The sequence below is a fragment of the Marinobacter alkaliphilus genome, from assembly GCF_055394375.1.
In genome coordinates, this window is sequence record NZ_AP043751.1 from 125,140 (window position 1) to 137,956 (window position 12,817).

Annotated in this window: 7 protein-coding genes; all 7 read right to left on the reverse strand. The window is 56.9% G+C overall.

Annotated elements, in window-relative coordinates; all coding sequences use genetic code 11:
- Positions 1–67: 67 nt before the first annotated feature.
- Positions 68–1,132, reverse strand: a complete 1,065-nt coding sequence (gene hemE, locus ACZ5Q2_RS00610; RefSeq protein WP_061332379.1) for a uroporphyrinogen decarboxylase — start codon at positions 1,130–1,132, stop codon at positions 68–70.
- Positions 1,133–1,257: 125 nt separating this feature from the next.
- The gene (locus ACZ5Q2_RS00615) at positions 1,258–2,676 is read right to left on the reverse strand and encodes an FAD-dependent oxidoreductase (protein ID WP_058091270.1); all 1,419 of its coding nucleotides are present in this window, start codon (positions 2,674–2,676) and stop codon (positions 1,258–1,260) included.
- Positions 2,677–2,754: 78 nt separating this feature from the next.
- Positions 2,755–7,203: a glutamate synthase large subunit gene (gene gltB, locus ACZ5Q2_RS00620; protein ID WP_058091269.1), complete on the reverse strand. Its 4,449-nt coding sequence runs from the start codon at positions 7,201–7,203 to the stop codon at positions 2,755–2,757.
- Positions 7,204–7,380: 177 nt separating this feature from the next.
- On the reverse strand, positions 7,381–8,886 hold the full coding sequence (locus tag ACZ5Q2_RS00625; protein ID WP_432210538.1) for an AAA family ATPase: 1,506 nt from the start codon (positions 8,884–8,886) through the stop codon (positions 7,381–7,383).
- A 43-nt stretch (positions 8,887–8,929) separates the two neighbouring features.
- Positions 8,930–10,018 (reverse strand): 3-dehydroquinate synthase, encoded by a 1,089-nt coding sequence (gene aroB / locus ACZ5Q2_RS00630; protein WP_058090088.1) that lies wholly within the window; start codon positions 10,016–10,018, stop codon positions 8,930–8,932.
- Positions 9,993–10,577: a shikimate kinase AroK gene (gene aroK / locus ACZ5Q2_RS00635; protein WP_058090087.1), complete on the reverse strand. Its 585-nt coding sequence runs from the start codon at positions 10,575–10,577 to the stop codon at positions 9,993–9,995. The genes aroB and aroK overlap by 26 nt, the downstream gene beginning before the upstream one ends.
- A 123-nt stretch (positions 10,578–10,700) precedes the next feature.
- The gene (gene pilQ, locus ACZ5Q2_RS00640; protein ID WP_227510178.1) at positions 10,701–12,755 is read right to left on the reverse strand and encodes a type IV pilus secretin PilQ; all 2,055 of its coding nucleotides are present in this window, start codon (positions 12,753–12,755) and stop codon (positions 10,701–10,703) included.
- Positions 12,756–12,817: the final 62 nt, after the last annotated feature.

Consider the following 12,817-nt stretch of genomic DNA (forward strand, 5'->3'; position numbering starts at 1 on the left):
GGCCCTATCGCCACCCTGCCTACTCCACAGCCCGCAGGCTAGGAGTAAACAAAGCACAAACTCGAACCTATTGGTGATACTGCCCGCTAAGCTCAACAACCGCCTCAATGAAGGCCCCGGCATGCTCCGGATCCACATCCGGCGTAATCCCATGCCCCAGGTTGAAGATATGCCCGGAACCCGAGCCATAACGCTTCAGGATATCCGCCACTTCCTGGCGAATCCGCGCCTTCGGCGCATACAACATGGCCGGGTCCATATTGCCCTGCAACGCCACCTTATCGCCAACGCGAGCGCGGGCATTGCCGATGTCCGTCGTCCAGTCCAGGCCCACGGCGTCGGCGCCACAGTCGGCAATGGACTCCAGCCACTGACCACCGTTCTTGGTGAACACAATCACCGGCACCCGACGCCCCTCGCTCTCGCGAATCAGACCATCCACAATCTTCTTCATGTAACGCAGGGAGAACTCGTCATAGGCCCAGCTGCTCAGCACACCGCCCCAGGTATCAAAAATCTGTACCGCCTGGGCACCGGCCTTGATCTGACCGTTCAGGTAATCAATCACCGAGTCCGCCAAGTGGTCCAGCAAGCGGTGCATCACCTCCGGCTGGCCGTACATCAGTTTCTTGGCTTCAGAGAAGGTCTTGGAGGAACCCCCTTCAATCATGTACGTGGCCAGGGTCCAGGGGCTGCCGGAGAAACCGATCAGCGGTACCCGGCCGTTGAGTTCGCGGCGGATGGTAGAGACGGCGTTCATCACGTAGTCCAGATCCGACTCAGCATTCATTTTCGGCAACGCGTCTACATCCGCTTCTGAGCGAATCACCTTGCGGAACTTCGGGCCTTCGCCGGTTTCGAAATACAGGCCCAGGCCCAGGGCATCAGGAATGGTCAGAATATCGGAGAACAGGATGGCAGCATCCAGCGGATAGCGCTCGAGCGGCTGCAGGGTAACTTCGCAGGCCAGCGGCGTGTTCTTGCACAGGCTGAGAAAATCACCGGCTTTTGCCCGGGTTGCGCGGTACTCCGGCAGGTAGCGGCCCGCCTGGCGCATCATCCACACCGGGGTGCGGTCTACAGGCTGGCGCATCAGGGCGCGCAGGAAGCGGTCATTCTTCAGCTCGGTCATATGGTATCCCGTTCTCGTCGGTAAATAGTCAGAGATAATGGGGAGCAATGATACCCCGTTTATACGAATAAAAAAGGGCGGCTTACCCGTAGCAAGCCGCCCTTCTGACTCTGATCAACTCAGAGTTATACGTCGAGGTAGTCCAGAATGCCTTCCGCAGCCTGGCGACCTTCCCAGATGGCAGTGACCACCAGATCTGAGCCGCGCACCATATCGCCACCGGCGAAGATCTTCGGGTTGCTGGTCTGGAACGGGAACTCGGCTTCCTCCGGCGCTGCAACACGACCGGAATCATCGGTGTTCACCTTGTGTTCACCGAACCAGTCAGCGGGGCTCGGCCGGAAACCAAACGCCACCAGCACCGCATCCGCAGGAATGACTTCCTCACTGCCCGGCACGACTTCAGGGCGGCGACGGCCATTTTCGTCCGGTTCTCCCAACTGGGTAGACACAACCTTGACGCCCTCAACACGGTCTTCACCGATGATGGCGATAGGCTGCCGGTTAAACAGGAACTTCACACCTTCTTCCTTGGCGTTTGCGACTTCCCGGCGCGACCCCGGCATGTTGGCCTCGTCCCGACGGTAGGCACAGGTAACGCTCTCCGCCTGCTGACGGATAGACGTACGGTTGCAGTCCATGGCGGTATCACCACCACCCAGCACCACCACGCGCTTACCCTTCATATCGATGAAGTCTGACGCTTTTTTCTCGAACCCAAGACGGCGATTCACGTTGGAAATCAGGAACGGCAGAGCATCATAAACACCCGGCAATTCTTCTCCCGGGAAGCCGCCTTTCATGTAGGTGTAGGTGCCCATGCCCATGAACACCGCATCGAATTCTTCCATGATGCTCTTCAACTGGACGTCTTTACCCACCTCGGTGTTCAGACGGAATTCCACGCCCATCTCCTCGAACACCTTACGGCGCCGGGACATCACGGACTTTTCCAGCTTGAACTCGGGAATACCGAAGGTCAGCAGGCCGCCAATTTCAGGGTAACGATCGAAAACCACCGCCTTGACGCCATTACGCACCAGGATATCGGCACAGCCGAGACCAGCGGGCCCGGCGCCGATAACGGCAACTTTTTTGTCTGTCCATTTAACATTGGACATATCAGGCTTCCAACCCAGCGCGAAGGCCGTGTCGGTAATGTATTTTTCCACCGAACCGATGGTTACCGCGCCGTAGCCATCGTTCAGGGTACAGGCACCTTCACACAGGCGATCCTGTGGGCACACCCTGCCGCACACTTCCGGCAGGGAGTTGGTCTGGTGGCACAACTCCACGGCCTTCATGATGTTGCCCTCAGACACCAGCTTCAGCCAGTTCGGAATATAGTTGTGTACCGGGCATTTCCACTCGCAATAGGGGTTACCGCAAGCCAGGCAGCGGTGAGACTGAGATGCTGCATGGGTTTCGGTAAACGGGTGATAGATCTCACCGAATTCTTTCTTCCGCTTTTTGGCAGGCACCTTCTTTGGGTCTACCCGCCCAACTTCCACAAACTGAAAGTCATTGTTGAGACGTTCTTTCATGTTGCTACTCTCATCAGCTCAATTTCGACGGGGGCTGCGCCCGTTGGCGCAGCCCATCAACCTTTGCGTTGCCCAGCCTTATTCCGGGCGGGCACGGGTGCTGGCCAGCAGGCTGCGCAGGTTCGCAGCCTTTGGCTTCACCAGCCAGAAGCGGCCGATGTAATCGTCGAAATCTTCAAGTAGGTGCTCCGCCCAGGCGCTTCCGGTTTCGGAAATATGCTCCCGGATCACACCACGCAGGTGGTTCCGGTAGGCTTCCATGTCTTCCCGCGAAATGCGCTGGATCTCAACCAGTTCATGGTTGTACTTGTCCACGAAGGTGTTGTCCAGATCCAGCACATAGGCGAAGCCGCCGGTCATGCCGGCACCGAAGTTATATCCGGTGGAACCGAGAACGGTCACCAGGCCGCCGGTCATGTATTCACAACAGTGGTCCCCGGCCCCTTCTACAACCGCATGGGCACCAGAGTTACGAACGGCAAAGCGTTCACCGGCTGTGCCAGCGGCAAACAGCTTGCCCCCTGTCGCGCCGTACAGGCAGGTATTACCCACGATGGATGTTTCCTGGGTTTTGAAGTCGCTGCCACGGGGCGGTTTAACAACCAGCTTGCCGCCAGTCATACCCTTGCCCACATAGTCGTTGGCATCGCCTTCAAGAATCAGGTTCAGACCACCCACGTTCCACACACCAAAGCTCTGGCCTGCGGTCCCGGTAAGATCCAGAGTGATCGGTGCATCCACCATTCCCTGGTTACCGTACTGCGCTGCAATTTCGCCAGACAGCCGCGCACCAATGGAGCGATCGCAGTTGGTAACCTTGTAGCTCCAGGCGCCGCCGGACTTCTCTGCGATAGCTGCAGCGGTGTCTTTCACCATCTGCTCCGCCAGGCGGCCTTCGTCGAACGGATGGTTGCGCTCAACCTGACAAGTCTGGGGCTTGTCCGCCGGGATGTGGTCATTCTGCAGCAGACGCGTCAGGTCCAGCTTTTTCTGGCGCTCGGTATTGCCCGGCAGGCGCTCAAGCAGATCGACACGGCCAACCAGTTCCTCAAGACTGCGAACACCCAGCTTGGCCATCCACTCGCGGGTTTCTTCCGCGACAAAACGGAAGAAGTTCATGGCCATCTCAACAGTGCCCTTGAAGTGCTCTTCCCGCAGGTAATCGTTCTGGGTAGCAACACCGGTGGCACAGTTATTCAGGTGACAGATACGCAGGTATTTACAACCCAGGGCCACCATTGGCGTAGTGCCGAAGCCGAAGCTTTCGGCGCCCAGAATGGCTGCTTTAACAACATCCAAGCCAGTCTTGATACCACCGTCAGTCTGCAGGCGAATCTTGCCCCGCAGGTCATTTGCTCTCAGCGCCTGCTGGGTTTCGGTCAGACCCAGCTCCCACGGCGAGCCGGCATAGCGAATCGATGTCAGCGGGCTGGCCGCAGTACCGCCATCGTAACCAGATACAGTAATCAGGTCGGCATAGGCCTTTGCCACACCGGCGGCGATAGTACCCACTCCAGGTTCGGACACCAGCTTCACCGACACCAGGGCTTCCGGGTTCACCTGCTTCAGATCGAAAATCAGCTGCGCCAGATCCTCGATAGAATAGATATCGTGGTGCGGTGGTGGCGAAATCAGGGTCACACCCGGCACGGAATAACGCAGGCGAGCGATCAGATCATTCACCTTGCCACCAGGCAACTGGCCACCCTCACCGGGCTTGGCACCCTGGGCGACTTTAATCTGCATGACATCGGCGCTTCGCAGGTATTCTGCGGTTACACCGAATCGGCCAGAGGCAACCTGCTTGATCTTCGAACGGCGATTGGTGCCATGGCGGGCAGGGTCTTCACCACCCTCACCAGAGTTAGAACGGCCACCCAGAGTATTCATGGCTACTGCCAGCGCCTCGTGGGCCTCGGGAGACAAAGCGCCCAACGACATGGCCGCCGAATCAAACCGGGGGAAGATATTCTCAACCGGCTCAACCTCGGAGATATCAATCGGCTTGAGATCTTTCTTGAATACCAGGAGGTCACGCAGAGTGGCCACCGGGCGCTCGTTCACCAAGCCAGCGTATTCCTGGTAATGGCCGTAATCACCACTGATAACCGCATCCTGGAGCTTGGCAACCACGTCCGGGTTAAAAGCGTGATATTCCTGACCGTGAACGTACTTGAGCAAGCCACCTTGAGACAGCGGCTTACGGGGCTTCCAGGCAACGGCTGCGAGCTGCTCCTGATCCTGCTGGAAGTCGAAGAAGTCCGCGCCTTGAATACGGCTGGGCACACCCTTGAAGCAGAGATCCACAACGTTATCGGCCAGACCGATGGCTTCAAACAGCTGGGCACCGCGGTAGGAGGTGATGGTGGAGATCCCCATCTTCGACAGGATCTTCAGCAAGCCTTTGTTGATGCCCTTACGGTAGTTGTTCTTGGCTTCAATCGGATCCATCAGCAACTCGCCGGTCCGGATCAGATCGTTAAGGACCTGATAGGCCAGGTACGGATAAACCGCAGTGGCACCAAAGCCGAACAGTACGGCGAAGTGATGGGGATCCCGGGCCCAGCCGGTTTCCACAATGATGTTGGAATCGCAGCGCAGACCCCGCTCAACCAGGTGGTGGTGCACAGCACCGGTCACCATCATGGCGTTGACAGGCAACTCGCCTTCCACCAGGTCCTTGTCGCTTAGAATCAGCAGTACCTTACCGTCGCGGACCGACTTTTCAGCCTCATCGCACATCCGGCGAACCGCCTCCTGAAGGCCTTCCTCCGGGCGGTAGCTCATGGCAATTCTGGCCACTTCAAAGCCCGGGCGATCGTTATTGCTGAGCTTGAGGAACTTGGCCGGCGACAACACCGGGGTTGTCAGAATAATCCGGTTGGCGTGTTCCGGGGTCTCCTCAAAGACGTTTTGCTCCGCACCCAAGCAGGTTTCCAGCGACATCACGATGGTTTCGCGCAGCGGGTCGATAGGCGGGTTGGTGACCTGGGCAAACTTCTGGCGGAAATAATCCGCCGCATGCCGCACCTTGCTGGACAGCACGGCCATCGGCGTATCGTCACCCATGGAGCCCACAGCTTCTTGCGCGCTTTCAGCCAGCGGACGCAACACCTGGTCGCGCTCTTCAAAGGAGATATTGAACATCTTCTGATGAACCAGAAGTTCGTCCGGCTCCATCAGTTTGAACTCAGGGGTGGCCTGGTTCAGCGTGGTTTCTACCCGCAGGGCGTTGTCTTTCAACCAGCGCTTATAAGGCTGCGCGGTTTTCAGGCGCTGATCGATATCCGCTGTGTGCAACACCTCCCCTGACTCGGTATCGATGGCCAGCATCTGCCCAGGCCCCACGCGGCCCTTGGCAACCACATCGTCGGGCGAGTAGCCGTAGGTGCCCACTTCCGACGCCAGGGTGATAAAGTCGTCCTTGGTGATGACCCAGCGAGCCGGGCGCAAGCCGTTACGGTCGAGCATACACAGGGCGTAACGACCATCAGACATAACCAGGCCGGCAGGGCCATCCCAGGGCTCCATATGCATGGAGTTGTATTCATAGAACGCCCGCAACTGGGAATCCATGGTGTCTACATTCTGCCAGGCCGGTGGGATCATCATCCGAACGGCACGGAAAAGGTCAACTCCACCGGCCAGCAATATCTCCAGCATGTTATCCATGCTGGAGGAATCCGAGCCAGTCAGATTAACCAGCGGCTGCAGGGTTTGCAGATCTGGCAGGTCCGGTGAGCTGAACTTGGCCGCGCGTGCAATCGCCCAGTTACGGTTGCCGTCGATGGTGTTGATCTCACCGTTGTGGGCCAGGAACCGGAACGGCTGGGCCAGCGGCCACTTGGGCATGGTGTTGGTGGAGAACCGCTGGTGGAACACACAGATGGCGGTTTGCAGATCCGGATCACCCAGATCCTTATAAAAGTTGGCGAGATCCGCCGGCATCATCAGGCCTTTGTATGCAAGGGTGCGATGCGACAAGCTGCAGATATAAAACTCAGAGTCGTCCGCCATCTCCCGCTCAGCATGGCGGCGACCAACAAACAGCGCAACGGCAAATTCCTGCTCGGTTTTTCCGCCCGGCTCAACAAAAACCTGTTCAATCCTGGGCAGACAATCCAGCGCCATTGGCCCCAGGCAACTGTCGTCCACGGGCACTTCTCGCCAGCCCATGATTTCCAACCCCTGATCGACGAGGTTTTTCTCAACCGCAGCACGACCGGCGGCCGCCTGGCTTTCGTCCCGGGCTAAAAAAACCTGGCCGACTGCAAATAAGTCTCCAGGTTTTTTCCCGAACGCCGCCTGAGCAGCTTTGTAGAGGAAGGCCTTGGGACTTTGAATAAGAAGCCCACAACCATCACCGGTTTTGCCATCGGCTGCGATGCCTCCACGGTGGGTCATGCAAGTCAATGACTCGATGGCCGTTTGCAACAGCTTATGGCTCGCCTCGCCCTTCATGTGGGCAATCAGGCCAAAACCACAGTTGTCCCTGAACTCATCGGGATGATACAAGCCTGTTGTCATAAGCGTTCTCTCGCGTGTAAATGCTTTCTCGCCAGCCCGAAGCGCACCAAATTAGTGCGCAAAACGTACTGACACCGAAAAAAAGGGGAAGCGATTTTACACACGTGAAACTACGTATACAATTTTTTTCGCTGTTTTACCGCTAGAACAGGACGGAAATGCACCATAACGGTGCACCTAGTAACTTTCGAAGGATCGCACCCAAGGCTCAGATATCCCGAGCGCGGCGGGCAATTGTCCGGCTGCCTCCCGGGCGGATTCGAGGCTGGGATACTGGCCATACACCAGCATAAACCAAGGCTGCCCCTGGCGCTCTCCGACGGTATAGCTCAACTGAGGGTTATCTGGCTGGCGATCAATAACGCTCAGAATCGTACGCTCCTGATTACCAGCCACGAGCTGAAGCGTCCAACCTTTACGTTGTTTCAGTTGCGCCAAAGCCACAAAGTTCTCCGGTCTTGCCGGAGCGAAGGCTGGTTCTGGTTCTGGTTCTGGCTCTGGCTCTGGCTCTGGTTCTGGTTCTGGCTCTGGCTCTGGCTCTGGCTCTGGCTCTGGCTCTGGCTCTGGCTCTGGCTCTGGCTCTGGCTCTGGCTCTGGCTCTGGCTCAGCTTCGGTCACCGCATCCAGGTCCGTCAACGCGGGGTTTTCCGGTTCCTGCTGGCGTGCCAACTCCGGCGACGGCAGTGCATCAACGGGAAGTGTTTCACCCGCCCCTCGCCCTGCCTCAGGCCCGACGGTAATGCTCCTTCGAACAGTCTCTCTCGGGGTCTCCATACCCGCAGAACCAGCGACCGAGTCATCGTATTGCCGCGCCACGAACCACCATGACACCAGCAATATCACCAGTGCCAAGGCGGGCCAACGCATTGAAGCAAGGGGTGGCCAGCTACGGGCTGCGGCTCGGCTTTGTGGCGCAACCATGTCGAGCCAGATACCTGGTGCAACGCGTTTCAGTCGGCCGAAACTGCCCTGACTCAAAGCATGAAGCTGCTTTAGCCGTGATGAAGAAAGCAACTCTTCCTTTCGGCCACCAGCGCGGTGAACCCGGGGCTCAAGGAAGGCGAAAATCTCGTCTCGGCTTAACGGGGGAAGGCTGATATGGTGGATGTGAACGGCAAGATCTTCCGCCCGAAACTGATCCTGCAAACCTTCGGCACCAGAGAACACCAAAGCAGCGGCCAGCGACCGGTCAGCCGCAAGAAATCCGGAGAGTAAAAGATTCAATAACTCCGGAGCTACCCGATCGGCATCATCCAGAATCAACACCAGCCGCTGCCCACGTTGAGCACGCGCCTGGGACCACCGGAAAAATTGGTAAACCAGCTCTCGAGGCTCCGAGTCCGCCGGTACACCTGAACGGGCGATTTTACGGAGATCCCTGGCCAATGCCTGGGCACTCGTCAGAGCTGCCGTGGGGATACGATGAAAATCGAGCCGGGATGATTCGCTGCGAACCAACTCCGTGAGTATCCGCGTTTTGCCAGCACCTGGCGCACCCGTTACCAGCAGCGCCATATCCCCGAAACCGCAGAGATGACGCAGTGACTCCAGTGCATGGTGGCGCATGGCGTCCGGGAAGAACGGCGTCTCCATGTCCAGCGGATTATCGCGCAAGCCGTAGCGTTGCTGGAGGCGGGGAAACAATCCGCCACTGTCTATCGCGTTCAGGTTATCCTGGGTCACAACTCATCCCTGCCCGTTGCTCAATCACTGCGTGATACGACGCTTAATCGATAAATTCCAATAAGGTCTTTCTGAGGTTGTCCGGCTGGGCGTCAGCGGTTACAAAAGCATCCCCCAAGGCCCGCATCAACACCAGCCGGAGCTTGCCATCCACATTCTTCTTATCAACGGCCATCAGAGACATGAAATCATCGGGCGTCATGCCTTTGGGGGCCCGCTCCGGTAGCCCAGCCCGGCGAATCAAGGCCAACGCTCTCTTATGATCGTCGGCACTGATCATACCTTCTCTCAAAGACAAGTCAGATGCCATCATCATCCCGGTTCCAACCGCCTCGCCGTGGAGCCAGTTGCCGTAACCCGCGTAGGTTTCGATCGCATGACCAAAGGTATGGCCAAGATTCAGGATGGCCCGCAAGCCCCCTTCCCTCTCATCGAAGGCCACAACGTCTGCCTTGCACTGGCAGGAACGAAAAATGGCCTCTCCTACTGCTTCGGGCTCCAGCCGGACCAACGCATCCATGTTAGCTTCCAGCCACTCCAGAAAAGGCACGTCACGAATCAGGCCGTACTTGATAACTTCCGCAAGCCCAGCCGACACCTCCCTGGGGGGAAGTGTGGTCAGGGAATCGGTATCAATCAGGACGATGTTCGGCTGATGAAAAGCGCCAACCATGTTCTTGCCCAATGGATGATTGATTCCGGTTTTACCACCAACGGATGAATCCACCTGGGAAAGCAGGGTTGTGGGCATCTGGATAAATGGTACGCCCCGCTGATAGCAGGCCGCTGCAAACCCCGCCACATCCCCGATGACGCCGCCGCCCAGGGCAGCAAGCGTTGTTTTTCTGGAGTGCCGGCGCTCCAGCAGCCGGTCGAAAATCAGGTTAAGGGTCTGCCAATCCTTGAACTTCTCGCCATCCGGAAGCGTGACCACATCAACCGATTTTCCTGGGAAGCAAGCCTTCGCGCGCTCAAGGTATAAAGGTGCAACCGTCTCGTTGGTGACAATCATCACCTGACTGCCGGACACCCAGGGTGTCAGATCATAAGCCCCCAGCAACCCCTGACCAATAACGATGGGATAGCTGCGGTCACCCAGCTCTACTTTAAGCTCTTTGAGTACCTGGTACATGTTGACGACCTTCTTTACGTCTCTGCCGTTTGTGTCTTGGGGTTTTGGGATTGATTCGATTCACCAGCTGGCGCACCACCAATCGTGGACTCTTGCGATCGGTGAACATCACGATATCAGCGAGCTTGGTGTATAGCGGGTCCCGGACTGCGAACAGCCTTCTCAACACACCCTCGGGGTCATCGTTCTGAAGCAGGGGGCGATTTCGATCTTTTCGGGTGCGCTCTACCTGCTGCTCAATCGACGTTTTGAGATAGATCACCACTGCATTTTTCCGCAACAATGCATGGTTTTCCGGGCGCATGACCGCACCACCTCCGGTCGCCAATACCGTTCCCTGCGTTTCTGAAAGCTCATCCAGCATGGCGGTTTCGCGCTGCCGGAATCCGTCTTCTCCCTCGACATCGAATATCCAGGGAATATTGGCTCCGCACCGCTCTTCGATTATCCGGTCTGAATCAAGAAAACGATAACCCAGCTCTTTGGCGAGCATACGGCCAATCGTACTTTTTCCGGCTCCCATAGGGCCGACCAGGACAACACGTTCGGGCAAAGACATAATTTCCGCTCAACAGGGTTCAAGCGCGTGAGAATAGCACAGGGCAAGACATTCCATAAGCCGGAGGCCGATACAAAGAAAAAAGCCGCCGGGGTTAGCGGCGGCTTTTTATGTGCGGAGCGATTACTGAATCAGGTCGTTTTTGATGATCTTCGGAGTTACAAAGATCAACAACTCGCTTCGCTCGTCAATGTGCTCAGTGCGTTTGAAAAGGCGACCTAGGTAAGGAATATCGCCCAGGAACGGAGTCTTCGTGGTTTGGGTGGCCACCTCAGACTGGAAGATACCGCCTAGCACAACTGTCTCCCCGTTCGCTACCAGAACCTGAGTGGTCACGGAATTGGTATTTATAGAGGGGATACCGGCCGTTACCTCGCCTCGGGAATCCTGGTTTACCACCAAATCCATGATGATTTTGTCATCCGGAGTGATCTGGGGGGTTACTTCCAGAGATAGAACCGCTTCCTTGAACTCAACATTGGTTGCACCACTGGAAGTTGCTTCCTGGTAAGGGATTTCTTCACCAGATTTGATCGAAGCACTCTGACGATCTGCGGTGACAACCCTCGGCTGCGAAACCACCTCTGCACGACCGTCTGTTTCAAATGCTGACAACTCAAGATCCAGGAGGAAGTCGGTGCCAATATACCCCAGCGCGACAGAAGAGGAACCAGCGCGAGTAACACCCAAATCAACATTGAGATCGGATGGCAGACTCAACGGACCACTCGGAGAGATACCTGCCAGCCCCCCCTGAGAACCACCGATAATTATGTTATCGGAACCACCATCGGCAGTAGCACGGCCTTGCGCGCCCCAACGCACACCGAGCTCTTCGGAAACGTTATTCTGAGCGCGTACGATTCTAGCTTCGATCGATACCTGGCGAACTGGCACATCCCAAGTGCCAACCAATCGGCGAATCTCTTCCAGCTTTTGCTGCGTCTCACGCACACTGATCGTGTTGGTGCGAACATCCGAGGAAACAAAACCCCTGGAGGAAATAAGCTCTTCGTCTGCACGAATCAGTGCCACGATATCTCCAGCCTTCGCATAGTTCACCTGAATGATGTCCAGACGCACGGGGGCAAGCTCAGCAATTTGCTTGTTTGTCTCCAGCTCAAGCCTCTCTCGCGCTGCGATTTCCTCCGCAGGGGCCACCAAAAGAACGTTACCAATCTGACGCTTATCCAGACCTTTAGTTTTAAGGATAAGGTCAAGCGCCTGATCCCAGGGTACATTCTGCAACCGCAGGGTAATGCTGCCGCCAACGGTGTCACTGGCCACCAGGTTCAGGCCGGTAAAGTCGGCAATCAACTGGAGAACCGAACGTACTTCGATGTCCTGGAAGTTCAAGGACAGCTTGTCGCCGGTGTACGGGAATTTCTCTTCGCGACGGGTCTCGGCCTCTTCTTCAGAAAGTTTCTCAACGCTAACGGTAAACTCGCGACCTGACTGATAGGCAATATAGTCATAATTGCCTTCCGGGCGAATCTCAACCACCGCGTTGCCTTCCTCAACGAATGTATCGATCCGGGTAACAGGAGTGGCAAAGTCTGTAACATCAAGACGACGACGAAGATCTGAAGGGACATCCAGTCCCGGCATGGTCAGCCGGATGCGACCAGCCTGCTCAGACAGATTCACCGCCGCAGAGGCACTTCCAAGATCAACGATCACGCGCCCCTCGCCTTCCTTGCTCCGGCGGAAGTCCACGCCTGCAAGGGCATTGGAGGAGGCAGCGGCCGTCGATCCTGACTGGCGCTGCTGGGAAGCTGCCCCAGTGGGCGTAGCGCCACTGGCGCCGCCAATAGTCATGACCAGCGAATTGTTTTGACGAACTGTCTCGTGGGGAGTCAATTCCACCAGATTGAAGATCAGCCGCGTGCGATCTTTGGTTTCCACCACGGTCACGCTTTGCGCATTGCCGGACCCAAGCGGAATACTCCGCTGGTTAAGCCCACTGGTGGTGTCCTTGAGGTCCACAGCGATGCGCGCCGGGCGCTCAATCGTGTACCCGGTAGGCTCGGGCGGTGGCCCATCGAATTTCATGGTCACTTCCAGGCGTTCTCCCGGCAGCGACGAAAACGACACGTCTTCCAGCGTGACCGCGCTGGCCAGGCTGCTCCATAACCCGATGGCGATCACGCCCACGCAGACATTGAGTTTTTTGAACATCGCTAGGAGTCTGCGCGGCAGAAGCTCGTTTCTGGCATAATAAACCGAAAATTTTTCGGCAA

What these genes read in the sequence shown, in the direction of transcription:
- aroK (WP_058090087.1), bottom strand. Translation starts at nt 10,577, where the DNA reads ATGTCTTTGCCCGAACGTGTTGTCCTGGTCGGCCCTATGGGAGCCGGA.
- ACZ5Q2_RS00615 (WP_058091270.1), bottom strand. Translation starts at nt 2,676, where the DNA reads ATGAAAGAACGTCTCAACAATGACTTTCAGTTTGTGGAAGTTGGGCGG.
- aroB (WP_058090088.1), bottom strand. Translation starts at nt 10,018, where the DNA reads ATGTACCAGGTACTCAAAGAGCTTAAAGTAGAGCTGGGTGACCGCAGC.
- pilQ (WP_227510178.1), bottom strand. Translation starts at nt 12,755, where the DNA reads ATGTTCAAAAAACTCAATGTCTGCGTGGGCGTGATCGCCATCGGGTTA.
- gltB (WP_058091269.1), bottom strand. Translation starts at nt 7,203, where the DNA reads ATGACAACAGGCTTGTATCATCCCGATGAGTTCAGGGACAACTGTGGT.
- hemE (WP_061332379.1), bottom strand. Translation starts at nt 1,132, where the DNA reads ATGACCGAGCTGAAGAATGACCGCTTCCTGCGCGCCCTGATGCGCCAG.